The sequence below is a fragment of the Streptomyces sp. JL2001 genome (genome assembly GCF_050917515.1).
Classification (GTDB): Bacteria; Actinomycetota; Actinomycetes; order Streptomycetales; family Streptomycetaceae; genus Streptomyces.
This window is the reverse complement of sequence record NZ_CP169421.1, coordinates 1027288-1051078: the sequence shown is the minus strand read 5'-3', so window position 1 is coordinate 1051078 and position 23791 is coordinate 1027288. Positions and strand designations below refer to the sequence as shown.

Below are 23791 nucleotides of genomic sequence, written 5' to 3'. Positions count from 1 at the left end.
AAGAGGCGCCGCGAGGCGTAAAAGTCGCTACTACCCCAAGGACGGATCCGGTCCGAAGTCGGCGACCTGCATGGTGGCGGATCCACCGGGCGGGCTGTTGAGCACCCCGCGGAGGCGCACGGGGATGCCGGAGTCGTGGCAGCGGACTGCTTCGTGGTAGCCGGCGTCGGGGAGGTCCATCCAGACTGTGCGACTGCGTCGCTGGATGAGCGCTTGGACGCCCACCCTGCCTGTCTCGTCGTCCGGATGCCGGTTCAGATGGGTGACCAGACCGAAGATTATGTTCTCGCGGCTGTAGACGCTCGTCTTGAGCTGATCGGACACCCGCTCCAGGATCGCGATGGCGTCGTGGTTGAACTCGACGGATGCGGTAGCCCTCGTCGGTGAGGGCGAGAAGGGGGTCGCGACCGCCTTCCAGGGCCTGGGTGTACTTGAGTGCGCCCCAGTGCTCCGCCAGTCCCCAGCCCGCACCACGCCACGACAGAGCGGTGGCCCGGGCGAGGGTGTGGAGCACGTCCCAGAGGGTCACTTCGAACTGCCGGGGCAGCTCTGTCGGCAGGATCGGGACGAGGGCGGGCTTCCGGCGGAGCGGCTCGTCCTCGTTCTCCTTCCGCTTCTCGTCGTCCGCAGCGATGGCGGCCTTCACCTTTCCGACGAGCGCGTCATCGGAGTGCACGGAGACGTTCCAGGGCTGAGTCAGGTCCTGGAGTACTTCCTCGGTCGGCTTCAACAGGTCTCCTTCACAGTGTGCGCGGGCGGTTCGCCATCGGCTGGAACGTACGGAAGGGAGGAGCGGCGCACGCAAGTGCGCAGAGGCGCGTGACCTGGGCTTTGGCCTGGGCGGGCCGGCGTCGGCGCCTTGGCCCCGCCTCGCTCGCGAGTTCCGCGCTGCCGAGGGGCCTCGGGCGGGTGGCAGACAGCGAGCTGGCTTCCGAGGCGGCCGAGCGTCGACCGGCTGATGGCCGAAGGAGCCGTGTTCCGTGAACCGGAGCGATGCCGTGCCCGACAGGTCGGTGGTGTGCGGGCGTACGTCGTCCGCGTGTGCAGAGGGGTCTCCCGAATACATGATGGTTCATCAGGTAAGTCAGCATCGGGTCAGCATGAGTCCCCGGGCGTTCCGGGACGGTCGTCCCAGCAGACGCCGGTGCGAAGGGAAAGCCCAGGCGGGAAGCCGTCCAGCCCGACCGGAGCGATGTTCCTCACAAACATCGGACGGGGGTGCCGGTGTAAAGTCGAGGCTGCCCTTGACCTGCACAAAGCAGGCAGGGAGCCGAGTTCAGGGAGCGCTTCGTGCTGCGTACCATGTTCAAGTCCAAGATCCACCGCGCCACCGTGACCCAGGCCGACCTGCACTACGTCGGATCCGTCACCATCGATGCCGATCTGCTCGACGCCGCCGACCTGCTGCCCGGTGAGCTCGTCCACATCGTCGACATCGACAACGGCGCCCGGCTCGAGACCTACGTCATCGAGGGTGAGCGCGGTTCCGGCGTGATCGGGATCAACGGGGCCGCCGCCCATCTGGTGCACCCCGGGGACCTCGTCATCCTGATCAGCTACGCCCAGGTCGAGGACGCCGAGGCGCGTGCCCTGGTGCCGCGCGTGGTGCACGTCGACGCGGACAACCGGATCGTGGAGCTCGGGGCGGACGCCTCCGCGCCCGTGCCCGGGACCGACCAGCAGCGCAGCCCGCAGGCCGTTCCCGCTCACGTCTGAGACGAGGAGAGACACCGCATGGCAGATCTGGAGATCCGCGACGACCGGGCGGCCGGGCGGCTGGAGGCGTTCGAGGGCGAGACGTACGTCGGCGGGATCGTCTACTTCGTCCTGGACACCGAGCCGCACGCGCTCGTCGCCGTGCACACGGTCGTCGAGGAGGGCAACGAGGGCAAGGGCATCGCCGGCTCCCTGGTGCGCGAGTTCTACGGGATCGCCGCGCGCGAAGGCGTCCCCGTCGTGCCGCTCTGCCCCTACGCCGCGAAGTGGGCCGAGAAGCACCCGGACGAGGCGCCCGTCCCGTCGGACGAGCTCGTCCGGGCGGCGAAGACACAGCTCAAGGCGACGCCGGAACTCCTGTGACGGCGACGCCCGCGCTGGCGCTGCTGCACACCTCACAGGTCCACGTGCCCGTCTTCGACGGGCTGCGCGACCGGGACCGGCCCGGGCTCGTCCTGCACCACCTCGTCCGTGAGGACCTGCTGACGCGAGCCCGCGCCGAGGGCCCCGAGGCGGTGGCCGACGACGTGCGGGGCGCCCTCGCCGAGGCCGTCGCGGCGGGCGCCGACGCCGTCCTGTGCACCTGCTCGACGATCGGCGCGGTGGCCGAGCGGGCCGCCGCGCGGCTCGGCGTGCCGGTGCTGCGGGTGGACCGCCCGATGGCCGCCGAGGCCGTGCGGTCGGAGCGGATCGTCGTCGTCGCGACCGTGCGGTCGACGCTGGCGCCCACGATCGACCTGCTGCGGGAGGAGTCGGGGGAGCGGACCTCGTTCGTCACGACGCTGCTCGTCGAGGAGGCGTGGCCGTACTTCGAGTCCGGGGACCGGGACGGCTACCTGGACACGGTGGCCGCGGCCGTCGACCGGACCGACCCGGCGGCCGGCGGGGTGATCGTCCTGGCGCAGGCGTCGCTGGCCGACGTCGCCGGACGGGTCCGCACCCCGCTGCCCGTGCTGTCCAGCCCGGCGAGCGGGCTGGCCGCCGGGGCGGCGGCCGCCGCGCGGCGTCACGGATGAATGGATCCGGCGGGCGAGGGCACGCGCAGCGGGAGAGCCTGGTGCACAACGGACCAGCCGATCGAGAGGCGCGTCATGACCCACCCGTACCCCGACCCGGTACCTCCGTCGCCCATCCCGCCGCCGAACCCGGTCCCGCCGCCCGCGCCCGGGCCGGTGCCCGGCCCGGCTCCGGTACCCGAGCCGGACCCGGTCCCGGGACCGCCGCCGCCCGCTCCCGTACCGGAACCCGAGCCTCAACCCCAGCCGGGTCCGGCCGGCCCCTGACCGCCATGTGACACAAGGGAGTTGGAGTTTCCCGAAGTCCCTTGTCACGGCCTGTGACTGTCCCTTACCTTGGGCGACTGCTGATGCGTTCAAGGGGGTCCCATGGCCGTACGCGGACGACACCGCCGGCAGATGCCGAGCCGGATCAACCGAGCCTCGCTCACGGTGACGGCGGGCGGTGCCGGAATCGCGCTGCCCCTGATGGGAGCGGGTTCGGCGCAGGCCGCCTCGCTCGACGTCTGGGAGAAGGTGGCGGCCTGCGAGTCGTCGTCCAACTGGCGCATCAACACCGGCAACGGCTACTTCGGCGGCCTGCAGTTCAGCCAGGCGACCTGGGAGCGGTACGGGGGCACGCACTACGCCCCGCGGGCCGATCTCGCCTCCAAGGACCAGCAGATCGCCGTCGCGGAGAAGGTCCTCAAGGGGCAGGGCCCGGGTGCCTGGCCCGCCTGCGCGCCGCGGGCGGGGCTGGCCCGGGGGCAGGACGCCCCGGACATCCGGCCCGCGTCCCTGCCCGGGCAGCGGACGGCCGCCGGGCACAGGACCCCGGCCGTCACGCCGACCACCGTGCCCACCGTCCGGGAGTCGTACACGGTCGCCCCCGGCGACTCGCTGTCCCGGATCGCCCGCGAGGAGCGGGTCAAGGGCGGCTGGCAGCGGCTCTACGAGGCCAACCGCACCGTGGTCGGCAGTGACCCCGACCTGATCCACCCGGGGCAGAAGCTGACCCTGCGGATGACGGCGCCCGCACGGAAGCCGTCCACCGGGACGCCGGCCGCCGAGGTTCCGGCACCCCGGAAGCCCGCCGCGAAGCCCGCCCCCGCGAAGCCCGTCGCGAAGCCGGTGGTCAAGCCGGCCGCGCAGCCCGCCGCGAAACCGGTCACGAAGCCCGCCGCCGCGAAGCCGGCCGCGAAACCCGTCTCCCGGCCGGCGTCCAGGCCCGCCGCCAAGCCGCGCACCGACGCGTTCAGCGCCCCGGTCTCCGCGTCCATCGGCACCCGCTACCGGACCGCGGGCTCCTCCTGGGCCAGCGGGTACCACACGGGGGTGGACTTCCCCGTCCCGACCGGCACGTCCGTCAGGGCCGTCGCCGGCGGCAAGGTCGTCTCCGCCGGGTGGGGCGGGGCGTACGGCTACGAGATCGTCATCCGGCACGACGACGGCCGCTACAGCCAGTACGCGCACCTCTCGGCCCTCTCCGTGCGCGAGGGCCAGCGGGTCGGCGGCGGCCAGCGGATCGCCCGGTCAGGATCGACCGGCAACAGCTCGGGACCGCACCTCCACTTCGAGGTGCGGACGGGTCCCGGGTACGGCAGCGACATCGACCCCCTGGCCTACCTCAGGGCCCGCGGAGTCTCCATCTGACCGCGACGATGACACCGCCAGGCCGTCGTCCGCGGCGGTCAGGCGGTCCATCGTGAGCTGGATCAGTCCGCCGGCCGCCACCGCCCCGCAGATCAGCGCGGCGACGGTGCCGGCCGTGCCGTAGCGGAAACTCTCGCCGAACAGGGTCAGGCCCACCGCCGCCGCGACCACCGGGTTCACGACCGTGACGGTGGCCAGCGGCGCGGCGAGCCCGGCGCCCCGGTACGAGGCCTGCGAGAGCAGGAGCCCCGTGACCGCCAGCGCCGAGAGCACCAGCAGGCTCGGCCACTGGGCGAAGGGCGCGCTCGCCGTCCACTCCACGGCCACCGTCTTGGTGAAGACCGAGGCGATGCCGAAGGACACCCCCGCCGCGGCGGCCAGGACCACGCTGCGGAGCACCGAACGCCCCACCAGGTGCGCCACGGTGAACAGCGCGGTGACCACGCCCGCGGTCCCGGCCGCGAGCATCCACCGCTCGGTCCCGCCCAGCGCCTGCGACTCCGCGCTCCCGGTCAGACTCAGCAGCCCCGCCAGGCCCACCGTGGCCATGATCGCGCCGCGCCAGGCCGTCCGGCCGGCCCGGCGGCCGACGAACAGCGCGGCCATGGGCAGGGCGAAGACGATCGTGAGGGCGCCCAGCGGCTGGACCAGGCTGAGCGGGCCGTAGGCGAGCGCCACCACGTGCAGCGTCGCACCGAGACCGTTGAGCAGCACCGACCCCCACCAGGCCGGGCTGTGCAGCGGGGCGTAGGGGCGGCCGGGGACGGCGGCCGCGACCCGCTCCTGCACGATGGCAGCGGCCGCGTAGGCGACCGCCGAGACCAGCGACAGGAGAACGGACAGCACGAGGGGGCTCATACCTACAACGATCTCTCTTCCGGGCGTTCACGTCGTCGTACCTGGGAACCCCATCGCCCGTACTGCCGTCGTAGTAGAAGGCCCGTACGTACACCTGGAGACGTACGCCTCCGCAGGTCAGGAGGGGTGGAACGCGACCTTTCCGGCATCCGGGGTGAAGCGGGCGCCGCCGTTCCGGGGCCGGACCGGAATCCCATCCCGAGCCAGTCGGCGCCCGGTCCGGGCCACTTTGGCCCGCTCCGGAAGCCCGTTACGGTGATCGCCGGACGCGGGCCCGCAGCGGGGCCCGGAACGGGGCGGGAAGGGCGGTCGCGGCGGTGGATCTCGTCGAGAGCGGATCGGTCGGGGGCTTCTTCGCGCTGCGGACGGCCGCACCTCCCGGTGGCGGCGCGCACCTGCCCCTCGCCCGGCTGTACGCGGGGGAGACGGGCCCCCTCACCGCCCGCGTCGACCGGGTCGCCGCCCGCCTGCGCGCCCCCGAGCGCAGGGTCGCCGCCTCGATCGCCCATCTCGGACTCGCCGCGCGCCTGTGGTCGACGGTGCTCGGCCCGGCCGCCCTGTACGGCCGCTTCCCGGCCCTCGACCCCGCAGGGCTGCACTGGGACGGGGCGCTGACCTCGCCCGACGATCTCTGGTGGGCCGGTGAGGACACGCGTCCCGCCACCGTGGAGCAGCTGACCGAGGCCGTCGTCGACGCCCACCTCGTCCCGCTGGCCGCCGCCTTCCGCGCCGACGGACGCATCTCGCCCGGACTCCTCCGGGGCAACGCCGGATCCGCCCTGGCCGGCGCGCTGCGGGAGCTGACCCGCTGGTCCCGCGCCCGGCAGCGCCCCGAGGTCGCCGAGCGCGCGGCGGCCCTCGCAGGCGGACTCCTCGGTCACCCCGCTCTGGCCGGCACCGTCCGCGGCCCCGCGCTGCGCCGCGCCTCCTGCTGTCTCTACTACCGGGCCCCGGGCGGCGGGCTCTGCGGAGACTGTGTGTTCGATCACCCACCGGCGACAGGTTTGGAGACAGGGCCCTCCGCTCCGTAAAATTCCGCTTTTGGGATACGGAGCGCGTGAGCGCACGAGTGATCGAGGAACGACAGAGGCCATGACGGTGACCGAAGAAACCCAGGAGTACGGCCCGGGGGTCGACCCCGAGCGCCTGGCCGTCTGCCTGAGCGTCCTCGACGAGCTCGACAAGCTGGACGTGGACCACCCCGACGCGATCGCCGTGCGACGCGCCACTGCCGGGATCTACCGGACGGTGAAGCAGCGCCGCCGCCAGGAGCGCAGGGCCGCCAAGACCGCGCACGACAAGGCCGTCACCGAGGCCACCGCCACCGGCTCCGCCGCGCGCATCGACGACGAGACCGAGGGCCTCCTGCCGTCCTCCGTCACCGAGGCCGGCCGGATCGCGGGCATACTCCAGCGCCCCCGCTCCTGCTACACCTGCAAGACGCGGTACGTCGAGGTCGACTACTTCTACCACCAGCTCTGCCAGGACTGCGCGGCGGAGAACCGCAGCCGCCGTGACGCCCGCACCGACCTCGCCGGCAAGCGCGCGCTGCTCACCGGCGGCCGGGCCAAGATCGGCATGTACATCGCGCTGAGGCTGCTGCGCGACGGCGCCCACACCACGATCACCACCCGCTTCCCCAAGGACGCCATCCGCCGCTTCAAGGCGATGGAGGACTCCGCGGACTGGATGCACCGGCTGGAGGTCGTCGGCATCGACCTGCGCGACCCGGCCCAGGCCGTGGCGCTCGCGGACCAGGTCGCCGAGGCGGGTCCGCTCGACATCCTCGTGAACAACGCGACGCAGACCGTGCGCCGGCTGCCGGCCGCCTACGCCGCCCTGGTGGAGGGGGAGACCGCGCCGCTGCCGGCCGGCGAACTGCCCGCCCACCACGTGATCGGCGCTTTCAACTCCGGCGCGGTGGACGGCCTGGCCGCGCTGCCCGTCGGTGTCAGCGGTCTGGACGCGCAGAAGGTCGCGGACCTCGCCCTGGTGGCCGGCAACGCGAGCGTGGCCCGCCACCTCGACGGCACGGCGATCGACGCCGGCGGCCTGGTGCCGGACGTCGTCGAGTCCAACACCTGGGTCCAGACCATCGAGCAGATCTCCCCGGTGGAGCTGCTGGAGACCCAGCTGTGCAACTACACGGCGCCGTTCATCCTGATCAGCAAGCTCCGCCCGGTGATGGCCCAGGCCGCCGCGAAGGCGTCCAGCGGTCGCGCGTACGTCGTCAACGTGTCGGCGATGGAGGGCGTCTTCAGCCGGGGCTACAAGGGCGCCGGTCACCCCAACACGAACGCGGCGAAGGCCGCCATCAACATGGTGACGCGGACCAGCGCCCAGGAGATGTTCCAGACCGACGGCATCCTCATGACCTCGGTCGACACCGGCTGGATCACCGACGAGCGCCCGCACTTCGACAAGCTGCGGCTCGCCGAGGAGGGCTTCCACGCCCCGCTCGACCTGGTCGACGGCGCGGCCCGGGTCTACGACCCGATCGTGCGCGGCGAGGCGGGCGAGGACCTGTACGGCTGCTTCCTCAAGGACTACGCCCAGGCGAACTGGTAGGTCCGCCGGCGGCCGGTTCCGCACCGGCCGCTCAGCCGAGCGACCCGCGGTCACCCGGGCGCGCCCGGGTGACCGCGTCGGCGGGCGCCCCCACGCCTCCTTCCCGGAGTGACCCGGGCGGGCCGTGACGCCCGTCCCGGCGCGGCGGGCGGCCCGTTCCGCGGGCTCACCCGCACGGCGGTGCGCCAGGGCCCCCGAATTCGTCCATCTGTCCGGAAGTCACCCGATCGCGTCACACTTCCGAGCCCCATAGAGCATGAGCGCGCTCATTTGGTTACTCTGATGCTCACGGTCGGCCACCGGGGTTTCACCAAACCCTCACGGCCGGCCCGGGGACTGGCCTGCCACCAAGGCCGCGGTCCCGCCCGGAGAACGGCGCCACCGCGACCGAACGGCCATGTCCTCACAGGCTCGCGACACGAAGGAGTGCGCGGTGACACCAGAACTGACGAAGCAGGAAGCACGACCGGCCGAACAACCGGACCGGCCGAAGAGGCCCGGCGAGCGGCTGGGCAGCCTCGACGTGTGGGCGCACGCGGCCCCCATCCGGCTGGCCGGCTACGAAGACGACCTCGCGGAGCCCCACATCCTGCCGGGCATCGACTGAGTCGTAGCTGTCGCTTCGCCCTGTGCCCCCGGCCGCCCCGGCCGGGGGCACAGGCATGTCCGCGGACGGTCCGGGTGGCCGGTCGGTCGCTCAGCGCCAGGCCCCTGAGCGCAACCGGGTCGGCGGCAGGTACTCACGGACGAGGGTGCGGTGCCACCACGCGCCGCTCTCGCGCCGCTCCCGCCGGGTCGTGAACCGGTAGCGGTAGAGACGGGCCCTGACCAGGGCCGGCGGCGCGTCCGGGAAGGGGTTGTGCCGGAGGAGCCGCAGGGTGTCCCGGTCCCCGTCGAGCAGCCGCTCGACGAACGGGCCGAACCAGTCGCGGGCGTACGCGGGGGAGAGCGCCGCGAACCACATCAGCCAGTCGAGCCGCAGGTGGTACGGGGCGAACTGGAGCGGCAGCCGGCGGGGATCGCCCGGCTTGCCCTTGAAGCCGTACTCCTTCCACACCGTGTCCGGGCGGGGTACGGGTTCGTCCGTGCCCTCGATCACGATCTCGTCCCTGATCCGGCCGACCGTGCCGAAGGCGCCGTACGAGTTGACCAGGTGGAAGGGGTCGTACGAGCGGTTCATCGCCTGGTGGCGGGAGGCCAGGTTGCGGACCGGGCGGTGGCTGAGGAACAGGATCAGCGCGGTCGCGACGCAGACGACGACCACGTACCAGAGGGGCGGCGCCGGCCGCGCGGGGGCCCCGACGAGCGGGGAACCGTCCATGGCGGAGAGTGCGAGGACGATCGTCAGCCAGTTCAGCCAGGCGAAGTTCCCGGACAGCACCAGCCACAGCTGGGTCGCGACCATCAGGCCGGCCGCGACCGTCGCCACCGGCTGCGGGGTGAAGAGGAGCACCGGGACCAGCAGCTGCACGACGTGGTTGGCGGCCACCTCCACCCGGTGCAGCGGCCGGGGCAGCCGGTGGAAGAACCAGCTCAGCGGCCCGGGCATCGGCTGTGTCTCGTGGTGGTAGTACAGGCAGGTCAGGTCGCGCCAGCAGCGGTCGCCGCGGATCTTGATGAGCCCGGCGCCGAACTCGACCCGGAAGAGCAGCCACCGCAGCAGGAACAGCACGAGGACGGGCGGTCCGACGTCGTCGTTGCCCAGGAGGATCGCGAGGAAGCCGGTCTCCAGGAGCAGCGACTCCCAGCCGAAGGCGTACCAGGTCTGACCGACGTTCACGATGGAGAGGTACAGCACCCACGGGACCGCCCACAGGAGCATCGAGACGCCGAGGGGTACGGCGTCGCCGGCGCCCGCCGCCAGGGCGAGGGCCAGGGCCGCGCCCGTCCACGCCACCGTGGCGAACAGCCGGTCCGAGTAGCGCCAGTGGAAGAGGCTCGGGGCCCGGCGGGGGTCCACCCGGCGCAGGTGGTCCGGCACCGGGAGCATGCCCCGCTCGCCGATCAGGGCCCGGAACTGGAGCGCGGCGCAGAGGAAGGCCACGAAGTAGAGCCCGGCGAGCCCTCGCTGGAAGACGATCCGGCTCAGCCAGTAGTCGGGTGCGGTGAACCAGTCCATCGCTGCCCGTCCCGGCCGGGGCCCCGGGCTGTGCCGGGCCGGCGGTCAGCTCTTCTCGTCGTCGTCCGTGCCGCGTTCGCCCTCGGCCTGGGAGGGTGTCGTGCGCGTCGTCTGGGGGTGCCGCTGCATCCGCTCCTGCGTGTCCATGTCCTCGTCGAGGCGTTCGCCCTCGGCCTGCGAGGGGCTGGTGTACTCGTCGTAACGGCGCATGACCGCCTCCTCGATCGGTGTGTCCGCGGGCGGTCGCGTCCGCGTCCGCGCCGGGCACATCCGTACAGAAGGAGCGTAACGCCGCGGGCCCTGTCGCGGCCCGTCCTCAGCCGGTCGCGGCGATCCGCCGCAGCGTGCGGCCGAGCCGGCGGGCGTAGGCGTGCTGGAGGAACGGGACCACGGGGCCCGCGAGGCGGGTGTACCAGGCGGCGGGGCGGCTGAAGGCGGTGACCGTGAACCAGACCGATCCGTCCGGGTGCAGATCCACGACGAAGGACTCCTCGCCCTGCTCGGGGTGCCCGGTCCGGGTGCCGTAGGCGAAGCCGGTGCGGGTCTCCTCGTAGGCCGTCCAGATCACCTCGCAGGGAGCGGTGAACCGGACGGGGCCGATTCCGGCCGAGACCTCGACGGGCACGCCCGGTGCGGCACGCCCGGCCTCGCAGCGGATCCGGGCGCCCGAGGAGCGGTGCATCCGCCAGGTGGTGACGGCCGTCCCCGCGGTCTCGAAGGCGACCCGGCCCCGGCCGATCCGGAGGGTGTGGTGGAGGTGGTGGTACCCGGGCGGGAGGCGGTCCGCTCCGGTGGCGCCGACCTCGGGGTAGGTGAGCGACGCGGGCGCGGCGCCGGACAGGCTGCGGATCAGGCGGGTCATGCTGCGGTCTCCGTTCGGACGGGGCGTGCGGGACTGAGGGGACGCGCGCGGAGCCGGTGCCAGGCGAGGACCGAGCAGAGCGCGAAGCCGAGGGCGTTGCCGAGGCCGTGGGTGGCGGCCATCCAGGTCGGGCTGGGGTGGGGCAGGCCGGTGGCCTCGCCGAGGGCCCAGCTGAGGGCCAGCACCATGGTGGCGGCGAGCACGGCGGCCGAGACGGCCAGCAGGGCCCGGGCGACCGGGTCGGGCGTGTGGGCGCGGACGTCCCGCCAGGTCGCCAGGGCGACGGCCCACATGCCCGCGGTGAGCACGAGCGCGCCGACCAGTTCGGCCCAGTCGTCCACGAAGTAGCCGAGCAGCACCAGCAGAGTGCCGACCGGGACGCTGAGCGCCGCGAACCGGGCGGCGGGGCCGTCGGCCGTCCGGCAGACGAGGCCCGCGACCAGCGCGGCGGCGAATCCCGCGTAGTGGAAGTGGGGCACGGTCAGGGCCAGGATGTCGAGGTCGAAGCCGAAGAGTTCGTACCCGGCGCGCTCCGCGACGAGGGCGAGGCCGGCGACCGAGGGCGTCACCAGCGCGGTGAGCACGGCGATCTCGGACGGCCCCGGGAGGCACCGGGCGGGCGCTCCGGCCCCGGGCGCGGGCCGGGGGAGGGTGGCGAGCCGGCGGGCGGGGGCGTGCAGGGCGAGGGCGAGGGTGGCCATCGCGTACACGGCGGCCGCCGCGGCCGCCGCCGGGGAGCGCGGCAGCCAGAGGGCGACGGCGCCCGGGACGGCGAGGAGCGGCCAGGCGCGGCGGAGCAGGCGCAGGCCGGCGGGCTGCGGGCCGTCGATGAGCCGGAGGCCCAGCGGCACGACCACGAACATGCCCAGCATCACGATCAGATGCACCAGGACGGACACCGGGACCCCCTCGATTGAACGTGTTCAACCCGATGGGTCGAGCGTAGGGCCTTCCTTGAACGTGTTCAAGTGCGTCGTCCGGTCGGCCGTACCCGGCTTGCGGGGCCCGACGCGGTGCGACAGACAGGAAGGACTGTCTCGAGGCGGGAGAACCACGTGCGCGCATCCACACGCCGTCCACGACGAGCTCTGGGCGCCGCGGTCGCCGCGCTGGCCTCGGCACTGCTGGCGGCGGGCTGCTCCGCGAGCGGCGGTGACGGAGGAGGCGGCAGCGAGCAGACGTCCGCGCCGCGGGAGGTGTTCCTCCAGCCGATCGCCGCCGAGGGGCCGGACCCGTTCACCGCCTCCACGGTGAACCCCGCCGCCGCCCCGCCGCCCGCCACCGTGCCGCCGGACCCGTCGGCCTCCGCCACGACCGCCCCCGACCGGACCGTCCGCGAGGTCACCGGCTCCACCCCGGGCCTGTACGGCGGCACCCGGTCCGTCGCCAGCTGCGACGTCGAGCGGCAGGTGGCCTTCCTCGCCGACGACCCGGCGGCGTCGCGGGCGTTCGCCGACGCCGCCGGGATCCCCGAGTCCCGCGTCGCCTCCTGGCTCCGCGGCCTCACCCCCGTCCACCTGCGCGCCGACACCCGGGTCACCAACCACGGGCTCCGGGACGGGCGCGCGACCGCCTTCCAGGCCGTCCTGCAGTCCGGCACGGCCGTGCTCGTCGACCAGTACGGCGCACCCCGTGTCCGGTGCGCCTGCGGAAACCCGCTGCGCTCGCCCGTGGCCGTCCAGGGCGCCGTGCAGAGCGGTCGGCCGTGGAGCGGCTACCGGCCCGACCGGGTGGTCGTCGTCCGGCCGACCACGACGATCGTGAACAGCCTGGTGATCGTGAACGTGGTGGACAACACCTGGATCGAGCGCGGGACCGGCACCGACGGCGAGCGGGACCACCGGCCCGCCGTCCCGCCGCCGTGCGACCCGGGCACGTGCGACCCCGCCGCCACGCCGCTGCCGGACACCGCTCCGTCCGGGCGCCCGGACGCCCCCGTCACCCCGGGCGAGTCCCTCCCGCCCGTGCCGGACGGCCCGACCCCTCCGGGGGACCCGACCGCCCCTCCGCCCGGCACCGACTGCCCCTCCGTGCCGGCGGGCCCGACGTCCCCGGCCATGCCGGGAGAGCCGACCGGTCCCGGCGACCCGGCCTCCCCGGACCCCTCGATCCCGCCGGGCTGCCCCACCCCGACCCCGCCGCCCACCCCGGCGCCGCCGGCCGAACCCGAGCCGGACGCGCCCTCGCTGGAGGACCTCTTCCCGGGCGACACCGGAGCGGACCAGCCGGAGACCTTCGAGGGGTGATCTCCGCCGTGCGCGCGGCCGGGGCTGCGCCTAGCGTGGGCCTCATGAGCGCGGGCAGCGGGGGTGGTGGGGCGGCGGACCGGTGCCGCTGCGAACCGGGGGCCGGCGGGGCGTCCGGCTGCTTCCTCCGGGACTACGGCACGGAGTTCCGGATGGGCAGCTTCGACTGGGACCTGGACACCGGCGTGATGGACCTGGACGCGGGGGCCCTGCTGGTCTTCGACGTGCGCCCGGAGGAGTACGACGGCGACCCGGCGAGCCTCTCCTCCCGCGTGGCGCCCGACGAGGGGCACCGGCTGGACACGATGGTCACGCACGCGCTCAAGGACGGCAGCGACCACTACGGCGCCTACTTCCGGGTCCGGCTGCGCAACGGGCACCCGCAGTGGACCCACACCCAGGGCCTGATCCACCGGGACGGGACCGGCCGGCCGCGCCGCATCGTCGGCATCGTCCGCGACGCGTCCGAGGAGGTCTCCGAGCACGCCGCACGCCTCGGCCTGGACGAGGGCCGCCGCAAGCGCACCAGCGTCGTGGAGGGCACCACCGCGGCCCTGGCCCACGCCCGCACCGTCCAGGACGTCATCGACCTGCTCAACGACTCGCACGGACTGGAGTACTTCGGCGCCAGGAGCCTGGTCATGGGCCTCATGGAGGCGGGACGGATCCATCTGGTCGCCGAAGGGCCGGACGGGGCCTTCGTCCCCGGTACCCGGTTCACACGGGTGGACGAGCCGTACCCGATGAGCGAGGTGGTCCGGACCCTCACCCCCCGGTTCATCGAGTCCCCGCAGGACTTCTCCGACTCGTACCCCGTCCTGTGGCCGCACATCAGCGGGCTCGGCATCACCTCGGCGGCCTATCTGCCGCTCATCGCCCAGGCCCGGCCGATCGGCGCCCTGGGACTGCTCTACAACGACAGGACGGGCTTCAGCGCCGACGAGCGCAACCTGCTCGTCGCGCTGGGCAGCAGCATCGCCCAGAGCCTGCAGCGCGCCATGCTCTACGAGCAGGAGCACGACCTGGCCGAAGGTCTCCAGCAGGCGATGCTGCCCCGCCGCATCCCCGACGTGCCCGGCGCGCAGATAGCCGTCCGCTACCGCTCGGCCCGCCTCGGCCGTGACATCGGCGGCGACTGGTACGACGTCATCCCGCTGCCCGGCGGCCGGGTCGGCGCCGTCATCGGGGACGTCCAGGGGCACGACACGCACGCCGCAGCCGTCATGGGCCAGCTGCGGATCGTGCTGCGCGCCTACGCCGCCGAGGGGCACACCCCGGGCACCGTGATGGCCCGCGCCTCGGTCTTCCTGCACGAGCTGGACACCGACCGCTTCGCCACCTGCACCTACGCCGAGGCGGATCTCGCCACCGGCGTCGTGCAGGTGGTCCGCGCCGGGCACGTCGACCCGCTGATCCAGGACACCGACGGCACCAGCCGCCGGCTGCCCGTGGAGGGCGGGCTGCCGCTCGGCCTCTCGGCGGAGTTCGGCCGCCTCGACTACCCCGTGACCACGCTGGAGCTGGACCCCGGCCAGACCCTGCTGCTGTACACCGACGGCCTGGTGGAGAAGCGGGGCTCCGACCTCGCCGAGGGCATGCGCTGGCTCTCCGCCCTCGTGCGCGGCGGGCCGCGGGACCTCCAGGACCTCGCCGACCACCTGTGCGAGGTGGTGGACGAGCGCGGTGGCGAGGACGACGTCGCGATCCTGCTCCTGCGCCGCCGGGGCGTGTACTTCCCGCAGTCCGGCGGCCGGCTCCAGCAGCACGTCGCCCCCAGCGATCCCGAGGCCCTCAGCTCGGCCCGCCACATGATCCGGGCGGCGGTGCGGGCCTGGGGCGCCGGGGAGCGGTCCGACGAGATCGAACTCGTCGCGGACGAGATGATCACCAACGCGCTGATGCACACCGACGGCGGGGCGATCGTGACCCTGCGCATGCTGGCGGGCCCCGAGCGGCGGCTCCGGGTGGAGGTCGAGGACCGTTCCAGCGCGCTGCCGCGGCGCCGCGAGGCGGGCGAGGCCGGGGTCTCCGGCCGGGGCCTGCTGCTGGTCGACATGATCTCGGACGTGTGGGGCGTGGAGCCCCGCGGTGGCGGCAAGTGCGTCTGGTGTGAGTTCATCGTCGAGCAACACGGTGTTAACTCAGTGTGAAGTGATCGTACTTGACCGTAACCGACCGTGCACGATTGACTTCGGTCAACTGCCGTTCCCCGAGGACACGAGGCACTGTTGAGCGTCGAGCTGCTGACACCTCTTGATCTGGCCTTCTGGCATCTGGAATCGACCGATCACCCCATGCACCTGGGCGCCCTCGCCCACTTCGGACCCGCACCCGGCGACCCGGCCGAGCTCCCGGAGCTCCTCGCCCGCCGCGCCGCCGCGATCCCCCGGCTGCGCATGCGGGTCCGCGACGTCTGGCTGCCCGTCGGCGGCGCCGCCTGGGCCGCCGACAAGGACTTCGACGTACGCCGGCACGTCCGGGAGATCGCGCTGCCCGGCGCCGATTTCGGCGCCGAGAGCGCGCACCTGGCCGGCGAGCTCATGGAACGGCCCCTCGAACGCGGCCGGCCGCCGTGGGAGATGTACCTCCTCACCGGCGCCCCCGACGGCTCCTTCGCCGTCCTCGTCAAGCTCCACCACGCCCTCGCCGACGGGATGCGGGCCGTCGCCATCGGCGCCGGGATCTTCGACGAGATCGCCGCCGGCCGGGGGCGTGCCGTCCCGGGCCGCCGCGCCCGTGCCGTACCCCCGCGTTCCTGGCTGCCCGGCCCCGGCCGGCTCGTCGGCGCCGCCCGCGACCGCATCGAGGACCTCGGCCGGGCCGTCGAGGTCGGCGCCTCCGTGGTCCGCGCCAGCAGGCTCGACGGCCGCGGCGCCGCCGCCCTCGCGGCCGGCTCGAGCGGCACCCGCCGGGTGGCCACCGCCACCCTGGACCAGGGGCGGATCCAGCGGATCCGCCGCGCCGCGGGCGGCACCTCCAACGACGTCCTGCTCGCCCTGGTCTCCGGCGCCCTGCGCCGCTGGATCGAGGGCCGCGGCGAACCCGTCCCCGGAGTCGACCCGCGCGCCCTCGTGCCCGTCTCCCGCCGCCGGCCCGGCGCGCCGTCCGCCGCGGGCAACAGCCTCTCCGCCTACCTGCTGGACCTGCCGGTCACCGAGGCCGACCCGGTGGCCCGGCTCGCCTCCGTCCGGCGGGCGATGGACCGCAACAAGGCCGCGGGCCCGCTGCGCGGCGCCGGGGCCGTCGCCGTACTCGCCGACCAGCTGCCGCCGCTCGCCCACCGCTTCGGCGCGCCGATCGCGTCCGGCGCCGCCCGCCTGCTCTTCGACGTCCTGGTCACCCAGGTACCGCTGCCCCGCTCGGCCCTCTCCCTCGGCGGGGCGCCGCTGCGCGAGCTCTTCCCCATGGCGCCGCTCGCCCGCGGCCAGTCGCTCGCCGTGGCCATGTCGCCGTACGGCGGGCAGGTCCACTTCGGCCTCGTCGCCGACGGCAAGGCGGTGCCCGACCTCGACGCGCTCGCCTCGGCACTCGCCGACGAACTGGAGCTGCTGGACACCGCCGCCCCCGGCCGCTGAGCGCGCGGCACGGCGGACGGTGCGGCAGGGTGGAGCCATGCCCGAACTGCCCGAGGTCGACGCGCTGCGAGAGTTCCTCGACGAGCACCTCGTGGGCAAGGAGATCGCCCGCGTGCTGCCCGTCGCGATCAGCGTGCTCAAGACCTACGACCCGCCGCTGAGCGCGCTGGAGGGAACCGAGGTCACGGCCGTCGACCGGCACGGCAAGTTCCTGGACATCACCACCGGACACGGCGACGCGCGGCTCCACCTCCTCGTCCACCTCGCCCGGGCCGGCTGGCTCCACTGGAAGGACCCGCTGCCCTCGGGCGCCCCCCGCCCCGGCAAGGGGCCGCTGGCCCTGCGCACCGCCCTCACCGGCGGCGACGGCTTCGACCTCACCGAGGCCGGCACCACCAAACGGCTCGCCGTCCACCTGGTGCGCACACCCCGGGACGTGCCCGGCGTCGCCCGGCTCGGCCCGGACCCGCTCGCCGACACCTTCGACCTCCCGGCCTTCGCCGCGCTGCTCGCCGGCGAGCAGCGCCGGATCAAGGGCGCCCTGCGGGACCAGAGCCTGATCGCGGGCATCGGCAACGCCTACAGCGACGAGATCCTGCACGCGGCGAGGATGTCCCCCTTCAAACCGACCCGGAACCTGACGGAGGAGGAGACCGCCACGCTCTACACGGCGATGCGGACCACCCTGCGCGAGGCCGTCGACCGCTCGCGCGGCGTCGCCGCGGGCCGGCTCAAGGCCGAGAAGAAGAGCGGCCTGCGGGTGCACGGACGGACCGGCGAGGCATGCCCGGTCTGCGGAGACACCATCCGTGAGGTGTCCTTCAGCGACTCGTCCCTCCAGTACTGCCCCACCTGCCAGACCGGCGGGAAGCCGCTCGCCGACCGGAGGCTCTCGCGGCTGCTGAAGTAGCGGCGCGGGCCCGCCGCCCACGGGCCCGGCCCACCGGCAGGACACCTGCGGGGCCCGTCCGGAGAACCCCGCCGGGCCGGCGGCGCTCCTTCCCGGACAGCCCTTAGACTCCGCCGCATGCTGCGCGTACTGGCCGTCGACGACGAAGAGCCGGCCCTCGGGGAACTGCTCTACCTCCTCCGCTCCGACCCCCGGGTGCGCAGCGCCGAGGGCGCCACCGACGCGACCGGGGCGCTGCGCCGGATCGGCCGGGCCCTGGACGCGGGACCCGACGGCGAGGAGGCCGTCGACGTCGTCTTCCTCGACATCCACATGGCCGGACTGACCGGCCTCGACGTCGCCCGGCTGCTGGCCGGCTTCGCGCGGCCGCCGCTCATCGTCTTCGTCACCGCCCACGAGGGCTTCGCCGTCCAGGCGTTCGATCTCAAGGCGGTCGACTACGTCCTCAAACCGGTCCGCCGCGAACGGCTCGCCGAGGCGGTCCGCCGCGTCCACGACCTGGTGCACGCTGCCGGAGCGCCCGCGCCCCCGCCGGTCGCGACCCTGGGGTCGCCGGAGCAGATACCCGTCGAGCTCGGTGGCGTCACGCGTTTCGTGTCCGTCGACGACATCGCCTACGTCGAGGCCCAGGGCGACTACGCCCGCCTCCACACCGACGGGGGCAGCCATCTGGTCCGCATCCCGCTCTCCACGCTGGAGGAGCGCTGGGCCGCGCGCGGCTTCGTCCGGATCCACCGCAGCCACCTCGTCGCCCTCGGCCGGATCGACGAACTGCGCCTGGACGGCGGCGCCACCTCGGTCCGCGTCGGCAGCGCGGAACTCGCGGTCAGCCGCCGCCACGCCCGCGAACTCCGCGACCTGCTGATGCGCCGCGCGGGCGGCTGACCGGCGCGTCGCGGGGCGTCCGAGCCCGGCCCCGACCCGTTCGCGGAGACCCGCCGGTCCCGCCGACAGGCCCCGTCCTCCCCGGCCCCCGCCCCCCGCCGACACCGGACCTACCGTCCTCACGTGCCGCTGCGTAGACTCCGTGGACCCTCCCCAGCCCCTGCGAGGTCGACAGATGCCGGAGCGGACACCGACGTCCGAGCAGCCACCGCCGCCGTCGCGTCGGCCCCGGCGCGAGACCGTGACCCACGCCTCCGCGGTCCGCGGCGACGGCCCGCCGGCCGCCGTACGGCCCGCCGCGGTGCCGCGGTCGCGGCCCGGGCATCCTCCCGCCCGGTCCGAGATCAGCGAGCAGACCACCCTCGGCCACACCTACGTCCGCTCCCTGATGCGCAGCCAGCTGCGGGCCGGGCTCACCGCGCTCGGGGCGCTGGCCCTGATCGTCGGCGCGCTGCCGCCCCTGCTCGCCCTGCCCGCCCCCGAGGCCGTCGTGTGGATCGTGCTCGGCGTCGGCCTGTACCCGGTGATCTGGGGCATCGCCCACTGGTACGTCCGCCGCGCCGAGCGCAACGAACGCGACTTCACCGGCCTGGTCGAGGGCCGCTGAGCGCGGGGGACCGGACGTGAACCACACCTACGCGGTGACCGCCGTCACCGCCGTCGTCCTCGCCACCGTGCTCATCGGCGCGCTCGGCCTGCGGATATCGCGCACCACCTCCGACTTCTACGTCGCCTCCCGCACCGTCCGCCCCGGGCTCAACGCCGCCGCCATCAGCGGCGAGTACCTCTCCGCCGCCTCGTTCCTCGGCATCGCCGGACTCGTCCTCGTCCAGGGCCCCGACATGCTCTGGTACCCCATCGGCTACACGGCCGGATACCTGGTCCTGCTCGCCCTCGTCGCCGCCCCCCTGCGCCGGTCGGGGGCGTACACCCTGTCCGACTTCGCCGAGGCCCGGCTGGAGTCCCCCCAGGCCCGCCGGCTCGCCAGCCTCTTCGTCGTCGGCATCGGCTGGCTCTACCTGCTCCCGCAGCTGCAGGGCGCGGGACTCACCCTGGAGATCCTCACCGGAGCGCCCGACTGGGTCGGCGGACTCCTCGTCGCCGTCGTCGTCACCGGCATCGTCGCGGCCGGCGGCATGCGCAGCATCACCTTCGTCCAGGCGTTCCAGTACTGGCTCAAGCTCACCGCCCTGCTCGTGCCGGCGGTCTTCCTCGCCGCCGCCTGGTCCGGCGACGACGCGCCCCGGGTCCGCTTCGACGCACCCGCCGTCTTCCGCGAGCACGCGGTCGTCGAGGTCGCCGACACCGTACGGATCCAGGTCGAGGCCCCCCTCACGCTCACCGTCACCGGCCGCGTCGACGCCAGGCCGTACGACCGCGCGACCGTCACCCTCGACCGCGGCACCCACCGCGTCGACGGCGGCACCGAGCTCTCCTTCCCCCGCGGCGCGCCCGTCCCCGAGCGCGCCACCGCCGGCTCCGATCCGCTCGGCTGGTCGCAGCCGCTGGCCGGCGGGCGCGACGGCCACCAGCTGTACGCCACCTACGGGCTGATCCTCGCGACCTTCCTCGGCACCATGGGGCTGCCCCACGTCGCCGTCCGCTTCTACACCAGCCCGAACGGCCGCGCCGCGCGCCGCACCACCCTCGTCGTACTCGGCCTGGTCGGCGCGTTCTACCTGCTGCCGCCGGTGTACGGCGCGCTCGGCCGGATCTACGCGCCCGAACTCGCCCTCACCGGGGCCGCCGACGCCGCCGTGCTCGTCCTGCCGGACCGGATGGTCGGCGGGGTCCTGGGCGACCTGCTGGGCGCCCTGCTCGCCGGCGGGGCGTTCGCCGCGTTCCTGTCGACGGCCTCCGGACTGACCATGTCGGTCGCCGGGGTCCTCACCCAGGACGTCCTGCCCTCCCGCGGGGTACGGCACTTCCGCCTCGCGACCCTGCTGGCCACCGCCGTCCCGCTCGCGGTGGGCGTCGTCGCCTCCAAGGTGCCGGTCGCCGACGCCGTCGGCCTCGCCTTCGCGGTCTCCGCCTCCTCCTTCTGCCCGCTGCTCGTCCTCGGCATCTGGTGGCGGCGGCTCACCCCGCCCGGCGCCATGGCGGGACTGCTGCTCGGCGGCGGCTCCGCGCTCACCGCGGTGATGGCGACGCGGGCCGGACTGCCGCCCGAGGGCTGGCCGCACACCCTCATGGCCTGGCCGGCCGTCTGGTCGGTGCCGCTCGGGTTCCTGACGATGGTCCTGGTCTCCCTCGCCACCCCCCGCCACATCCCGCAGGGCACGCCGGCGCTCCTCGCGCGGCTGCACCTGCCGGAGGAGTTCACGGGCGCCGCCCCGGAGCACCCGCGGGACCCCGGTCCCGCCTCCGGGCGCCCACGCGAGGGGGCGGCGCGATGACCGGGATGGCGGTCGCCGCCGCGGTCGCCGGCGCGGCCCTGCTGCTGGCCGCCGGATTCGCCCTGGGACGCCTCGCCGCCCGCCGCGGCGCCCGGGCCGCCGACCTCGACCTGGGCACCCCGGTGGAGCGGGCCACCTTCCACACCCTGCACACGGCCTCCCTCGCCGCCCCGCCCCTGCGCGCCGGCCTGACCGAGGAGACGGCCCGCAGGGCAGCGCGCCGGCTGCGCTCGCTCCTGGGCACCGAGGCGCTCTGCCTCACCGACCGGTCCGCCGTCCTCGCCTGGGACGGTCCGGGCGACGACCACCACCGCGCCCACGTCATGGACCAGGTCGCCGAGGTCCTCGCGTCCGGCCGCAGCCAGTCGGCGCACGCCGGGTGCGCGGACGTCGAATGCCCGCTGCGGTGGGCGGTGATCGCCCCGCTCACCGGCGAGGACGGCGTGCTCGGTGCCCTCGTCGCCTACGGCTCACGCGAGTCGGCCGTCCTCGTACGGGCGGCGACGGAGGTCGCCCGCTGGGTCTCCGTACAGCTGGAACTGGCCGAGCTGGACCGCTCGCGGACCAGGATCGTCGAGGCGGAGATCCGCGCCCTGCGCGCCCAGATCTCCCCGCACTTCATCTTCAACTCGCTCGCGGCCATCGCCTCCTTCGTCCGCACCGACCCCGAGCGGGCCCGCGAACTCCTGCTGGAGTTCGCCGACTTCACCCGCTACTCGTTCCGGCGGCACGGCGAGTTCGCCCAGCTCGCCGACGAACTGCGGTCGATCGAGCAGTATCTGGCCCTGGCCGGGGCGCGGTTCGGCGACCGCCTGAAGGTCACCCTGCAGATCGCGCCCGAGGTCCTGCCGGTGACCCTGCCTTTCCTCTGCCTCCAGCCGTTGGTGGAGAACGCCGTCAAGCACGGTCTGGAGGACTCCGTGCACGTCTGCCGGGTCACGATCGCGGCTCGGGACGCGGGCGCGGAGGCCGTGGTGACGATCGAGGACGACGGCGTCGGCATGGACCCGGCCGTGCTGCGCGCGATCCTGCGCGGCGAGCGGCCCTCCACGTCCGGCATCGGCCTGTCCAACGTCGACGAGCGGCTGCGGCAGGTCTACGGGCCGGAGTACGGCCTCGTCATCGATACCGGGGTCGGCGCGGGGATGAAGGTGACGGTCCGGATCCCCAAGTACCGGGCGGGTGTGCACCGTACGGCCGCCCCGTGAGGTCGTGCGGCCGGCAGGCCGAGGCCGCCCGTGGGGTGTCCCGGGCCCCGGGCCCGCCCGTCCGCCGGGCCGGCTCAGTACAGGTGCAGGGCCAGATGGCAGAGCGGGAGCCCCAGCTTCCAGGCCGGCAGCCAGACCTGGTCCGCCTCGTCGATCGCGGCGCCGGGCCCTCCGCCCGGGGGCGGACCGCCCAGGTCCACGGCCCGTAACTGGGTCGCCTCCAGCTGCCGCCAGGTTTCCCGGGCCAGGGCGAGATCCGGACCGGTCTCGCCCGCCCTGACCCGCTCGGTGAGCCGTTCGCGCACCCATTGGGGCCAGGGGTGGTCGTACGCGGTCCGCGACAGCCACTCGTCGAGCCGGCCCACGGTCCGCGCCCCGGAGGAGGCGTCGGCGCCCTCGCAGAGGTGGATGGTGAGCGCCAGGGTCTGCCGGCCGGCCCGGTACTCCAGCGAGCCGGGCTCGACGAGACAGCCCGCCCGCAGCAGGTCGTCGGCTATGAACTCGGCACACAGCCAGGCCATCGGGACGGCGAGGCCGCCTCCGCTGGTGCCGTTCGTGCTTTCGGGCAGCAACGTTCCCACCTTCTCCCGGACGCAGAGTGCGAGGATCCCGAGGACGAGCCTCCACCGAGGAAGACGCGTACGGGTCGCTCTTTACTCAACTCGCCTGTGTGGTTTCGGATACGTTCTCCCGCCGGATCGGTGCTGGTGGGAGGGAGGGGGTCCGGGAGTGCCTCCGAGGCGTGTGGGACCACGGCCGGGACGGTTCCCGGCCCGGCCCCCGGCCGGGACTCAGCCGAGCAGGGCGTAGACCGCCGTGGCGTGTGCCGCAGTCTCGTCCGTGCCCTCGGCCGTCATGGTGATGTCGGCGAAGGCCATCCGCTTCCCGGCCTTGGTGAGGCGGGCCCGAACCAGGACGTCCGTGCCGAGCACCGGCCGCTGGAAACTGATCGACTGCTGCACCGTCGTCATCGGCACGAAGCCGCCGCGGGCCGCGGCCACCGCGATCACCGTGGCCGTGTCGGCGGCGGCCATCAGGGCCTGGCCGCTGAGCCCGCCGCCCTCGCGGGCCAGCCGGTCGGACCAGGGGAGTCTGAGGACGGCCCCCTGCTCGTCGAGGGCGATCACCGAGAGCCCCAGATCGAGCACCCAGGGGGCGAAGTTGTCGGCGAGTACCTTGTCCGCGGCGGCGAGAGTCAGCGTCACGCGGTCATTGTGGGGCCCCGGCCCGCGGGCGGGCAACGCTCCTGCGGCCCGGCCGGTAGCCGGGCAGCCGGTGCCCGAGCTGGCGCAGCGCGTAGTGCGAGCGGGACTTCACCGTGCCGGCGGGGATGCCGAGGTCGGCGGCGGCCTCGTTGACGGTCAGGCCGTGGAAGTAGAGCCGGACCAGGACGGCGCGGTGTTCGGGGCTCAGGCACCGGACGGCCGCGCGTACGTCGAGCGCGGCGACCGCGGACTCGGTGGCGTCGGCCGGGTCGGGGGTGGCGGCGAGGACGCCGTCGCCGATCTCGGCGGGGCGGGCGAGCCGTGAGCGGCGGGCGTCGATGGCCAGCCGCCGGGCCACGGTGAAGAGCCAGGGGCGCATGGAGGTGTAGGGCCCGTCGAACGCCTCGGGGTGCAGCCAGGCGCGGACCAGGGTCTCCTGCACGAGGTCCTCGGCCCGCTGCTGGTCGCCGTAGGTCAGGCCGAGCAGGAAGCCGAGCAGTGCCGGGCCGTGTTCACGCTGCAGCTCCGCGAGGGCCCTCTCGTCCGTCGTCGCCGTTGTCATGCTCCACACCTCTCCTGCCGGCTCGTCGTCCCA

At 74.3% G+C, this 23791-nt stretch carries 24 protein-coding genes; 15 read left to right on the top strand and 9 right to left on the bottom strand.

The genetic code is table 11. From position 1 onward, the window contains the following. Positions 1-30 precede the first annotated feature (30 nt). Positions 31-324, bottom strand: coding sequence for a hypothetical protein (locus ACE1OA_RS04680; protein WP_384872122.1), 294 nt, complete (start codon positions 322-324; stop codon positions 31-33). Positions 325-1290: 966 nt separating this feature from the next. Between ACE1OA_RS04680 and panD the strand changes: the two genes are divergently transcribed. From panD to ACE1OA_RS04660, 4 genes are all read left to right on the top strand, one after another. Further along, entirely contained in the window at positions 1291-1716 is a 426-nt protein-coding gene (panD, locus tag ACE1OA_RS04675; RefSeq protein ID WP_356606384.1) for an aspartate 1-decarboxylase, read from the top strand. 18 nt (positions 1717-1734) lie between these two features. Beyond that, entirely contained in the window at positions 1735-2079 is a 345-nt protein-coding gene (locus ACE1OA_RS04670) for a GNAT family N-acetyltransferase (protein ID WP_356606386.1), read from the top strand. After that, positions 2076-2732: an aspartate/glutamate racemase family protein gene (locus ACE1OA_RS04665; protein ID WP_432752310.1), complete on the top strand. Its 657-nt coding sequence runs from the start codon at positions 2076-2078 to the stop codon at positions 2730-2732. The genes ACE1OA_RS04670 and ACE1OA_RS04665 overlap by 4 nt, the downstream gene beginning before the upstream one ends. Positions 2733-3101: 369 nt before the next feature. After that, positions 3102-4364: a transglycosylase family protein gene (locus tag ACE1OA_RS04660; RefSeq protein WP_384872132.1), complete on the top strand. Its 1263-nt coding sequence runs from the start codon at positions 3102-3104 to the stop codon at positions 4362-4364. On the opposite strand, the gene ACE1OA_RS04655 is transcribed toward ACE1OA_RS04660, so the two are convergent. Then, positions 4245-5222 carry a DMT family transporter gene (locus tag ACE1OA_RS04655; RefSeq protein WP_356606392.1) on the bottom strand — a complete coding sequence of 326 codons (978 nt, stop codon included), beginning with the start codon at positions 5220-5222 and terminating at the stop codon, positions 4245-4247. The genes ACE1OA_RS04660 and ACE1OA_RS04655 overlap by 120 nt on opposite strands. 317 nt (positions 5223-5539) lie before the next feature. Here ACE1OA_RS04655 and ACE1OA_RS04650 point away from each other — a divergent pair, with 317 nt between their 5' ends. The 3 genes from ACE1OA_RS04650 to ACE1OA_RS04640 all read left to right on the top strand — a co-directional run bounded on the left by ACE1OA_RS04650 (position 5540) and on the right by ACE1OA_RS04640 (position 8397). Beyond that, entirely contained in the window at positions 5540-6253 is a 714-nt protein-coding gene (locus ACE1OA_RS04650; protein ID WP_386541060.1) for a (2Fe-2S)-binding protein, read from the top strand. A 61-nt stretch (positions 6254-6314) separates the two neighbouring features. Further along, a complete protein-coding gene (locus ACE1OA_RS04645) occupies positions 6315-7790 on the top strand; it encodes an SDR family NAD(P)-dependent oxidoreductase (RefSeq protein ID WP_356606396.1) in 1476 nt (491 codons plus the stop codon). Between the two features lie 433 nt (positions 7791-8223). Beyond that, the gene (locus ACE1OA_RS04640) at positions 8224-8397 is read left to right on the top strand and encodes a hypothetical protein (RefSeq protein WP_356606398.1); all 174 of its coding nucleotides are present in this window, start codon (positions 8224-8226) and stop codon (positions 8395-8397) included. Between the two features lie 90 nt (positions 8398-8487). Here ACE1OA_RS04640 and ACE1OA_RS04635 read toward each other — a convergent pair whose 3' ends face one another. The 4 genes from ACE1OA_RS04635 to ACE1OA_RS04620 all read right to left on the bottom strand — a co-directional run bounded on the left by ACE1OA_RS04635 (position 8488) and on the right by ACE1OA_RS04620 (position 11670). Next, on the bottom strand, positions 8488-9909 hold the full coding sequence (locus ACE1OA_RS04635) for a lipase maturation factor family protein (protein ID WP_386541061.1): 1422 nt from the start codon (positions 9907-9909) through the stop codon (positions 8488-8490). Between the two features lie 45 nt (positions 9910-9954). Next, positions 9955-10119, bottom strand: a complete 165-nt coding sequence (locus ACE1OA_RS04630; RefSeq protein ID WP_356606402.1) for a hypothetical protein — start codon at positions 10117-10119, stop codon at positions 9955-9957. Between the two features lie 106 nt (positions 10120-10225). After that, a complete protein-coding gene (locus tag ACE1OA_RS04625; RefSeq protein ID WP_356606404.1) occupies positions 10226-10771 on the bottom strand; it encodes a DUF1990 family protein in 546 nt (181 codons plus the stop codon). Then, positions 10768-11670 (bottom strand): YndJ family protein, encoded by a 903-nt coding sequence (locus ACE1OA_RS04620; RefSeq protein ID WP_432752309.1) that lies wholly within the window; start codon positions 11668-11670, stop codon positions 10768-10770. The genes ACE1OA_RS04625 and ACE1OA_RS04620 overlap by 4 nt, the downstream gene beginning before the upstream one ends. A 156-nt stretch (positions 11671-11826) precedes the next feature. On the opposite strand from ACE1OA_RS04620, the gene ACE1OA_RS04615 reads away from it, so the two are divergent. The 8 genes from ACE1OA_RS04615 to ACE1OA_RS04580 all read left to right on the top strand — a co-directional run bounded on the left by ACE1OA_RS04615 (position 11827) and on the right by ACE1OA_RS04580 (position 21991). After that, complete coding sequence (locus ACE1OA_RS04615) at positions 11827-13017, top strand: DUF6777 domain-containing protein (RefSeq protein WP_432752308.1); 1191 nt, start codon at positions 11827-11829, stop codon at positions 13015-13017. 44 nt (positions 13018-13061) lie between these two features. Further along, the gene (locus ACE1OA_RS04610; protein ID WP_386541066.1) at positions 13062-15167 is read left to right on the top strand and encodes a SpoIIE family protein phosphatase; all 2106 of its coding nucleotides are present in this window, start codon (positions 13062-13064) and stop codon (positions 15165-15167) included. Between the two features lie 78 nt (positions 15168-15245). Continuing rightward, positions 15246-16592, top strand: coding sequence for a wax ester/triacylglycerol synthase family O-acyltransferase (locus ACE1OA_RS04605; RefSeq protein WP_384875365.1), 1347 nt, complete (start codon positions 15246-15248; stop codon positions 16590-16592). A gap of 37 nt (positions 16593-16629) precedes the next feature. After that, positions 16630-17502 (top strand): Fpg/Nei family DNA glycosylase, encoded by an 873-nt coding sequence (locus ACE1OA_RS04600; RefSeq protein ID WP_384875368.1) that lies wholly within the window; start codon positions 16630-16632, stop codon positions 17500-17502. A gap of 117 nt (positions 17503-17619) precedes the next feature. Beyond that, entirely contained in the window at positions 17620-18387 is a 768-nt protein-coding gene (locus tag ACE1OA_RS04595) for a LytR/AlgR family response regulator transcription factor (protein ID WP_356606416.1), read from the top strand. A gap of 175 nt (positions 18388-18562) precedes the next feature. Continuing rightward, the gene (locus ACE1OA_RS04590) at positions 18563-18994 is read left to right on the top strand and encodes a hypothetical protein (protein ID WP_356606418.1); all 432 of its coding nucleotides are present in this window, start codon (positions 18563-18565) and stop codon (positions 18992-18994) included. Positions 18995-19010: 16 nt separating this feature from the next. Continuing rightward, positions 19011-20783: a cation acetate symporter gene (locus tag ACE1OA_RS04585; protein ID WP_432752307.1), complete on the top strand. Its 1773-nt coding sequence runs from the start codon at positions 19011-19013 to the stop codon at positions 20781-20783. Further along, positions 20780-21991: a sensor histidine kinase gene (locus ACE1OA_RS04580; protein WP_432752306.1), complete on the top strand. Its 1212-nt coding sequence runs from the start codon at positions 20780-20782 to the stop codon at positions 21989-21991. Before ACE1OA_RS04585 ends, ACE1OA_RS04580 begins: the two co-directional genes overlap by 4 nt. Before the next feature lie 74 nt (positions 21992-22065). On the opposite strand, the gene ACE1OA_RS04575 is transcribed toward ACE1OA_RS04580, so the two are convergent. The 3 genes from ACE1OA_RS04575 to ACE1OA_RS04565 all read right to left on the bottom strand — a co-directional run bounded on the left by ACE1OA_RS04575 (position 22066) and on the right by ACE1OA_RS04565 (position 23758). Then, the gene (locus tag ACE1OA_RS04575; protein ID WP_356779573.1) at positions 22066-22563 is read right to left on the bottom strand and encodes a hypothetical protein; all 498 of its coding nucleotides are present in this window, start codon (positions 22561-22563) and stop codon (positions 22066-22068) included. 219 nt (positions 22564-22782) lie between these two features. Next, positions 22783-23196: a PaaI family thioesterase gene (locus ACE1OA_RS04570; protein ID WP_356779572.1), complete on the bottom strand. Its 414-nt coding sequence runs from the start codon at positions 23194-23196 to the stop codon at positions 22783-22785. Positions 23197-23200: 4 nt separating this feature from the next. Beyond that, entirely contained in the window at positions 23201-23758 is a 558-nt protein-coding gene (locus ACE1OA_RS04565; RefSeq protein WP_356606428.1) for a sigma-70 family RNA polymerase sigma factor, read from the bottom strand. Between the last annotated feature and the right edge of the window lie 33 nt (positions 23759-23791).

Bases quoted from the DNA above. Each gene is read 5' to 3' on its own strand.
- ACE1OA_RS04670 (WP_356606386.1), top strand. From the start codon at position 1,735: ATGGCAGATCTGGAGATCCGCGACGACCGGGCGGCCGGGCGGCTGGAG.
- ACE1OA_RS04660 (WP_384872132.1), top strand. From the start codon at position 3,102: ATGGCCGTACGCGGACGACACCGCCGGCAGATGCCGAGCCGGATCAAC.
- ACE1OA_RS04655 (WP_356606392.1), bottom strand. From the start codon at position 5,222: ATGAGCCCCCTCGTGCTGTCCGTTCTCCTGTCGCTGGTCTCGGCGGTC.
- ACE1OA_RS04645 (WP_356606396.1), top strand. From the start codon at position 6,315: ATGACGGTGACCGAAGAAACCCAGGAGTACGGCCCGGGGGTCGACCCC.
- ACE1OA_RS04635 (WP_386541061.1), bottom strand. From the start codon at position 9,909: ATGGACTGGTTCACCGCACCCGACTACTGGCTGAGCCGGATCGTCTTC.
- ACE1OA_RS04630 (WP_356606402.1), bottom strand. From the start codon at position 10,119: ATGCGCCGTTACGACGAGTACACCAGCCCCTCGCAGGCCGAGGGCGAA.
- ACE1OA_RS04625 (WP_356606404.1), bottom strand. From the start codon at position 10,771: ATGACCCGCCTGATCCGCAGCCTGTCCGGCGCCGCGCCCGCGTCGCTC.
- ACE1OA_RS04610 (WP_386541066.1), top strand. From the start codon at position 13,062: ATGAGCGCGGGCAGCGGGGGTGGTGGGGCGGCGGACCGGTGCCGCTGC.
- ACE1OA_RS04600 (WP_384875368.1), top strand. From the start codon at position 16,630: ATGCCCGAACTGCCCGAGGTCGACGCGCTGCGAGAGTTCCTCGACGAG.
- ACE1OA_RS04595 (WP_356606416.1), top strand. From the start codon at position 17,620: ATGCTGCGCGTACTGGCCGTCGACGACGAAGAGCCGGCCCTCGGGGAA.
- ACE1OA_RS04590 (WP_356606418.1), top strand. From the start codon at position 18,563: ATGCCGGAGCGGACACCGACGTCCGAGCAGCCACCGCCGCCGTCGCGT.
- ACE1OA_RS04580 (WP_432752306.1), top strand. From the start codon at position 20,780: ATGACCGGGATGGCGGTCGCCGCCGCGGTCGCCGGCGCGGCCCTGCTG.
- ACE1OA_RS04565 (WP_356606428.1), bottom strand. From the start codon at position 23,758: ATGACAACGGCGACGACGGACGAGAGGGCCCTCGCGGAGCTGCAGCGT.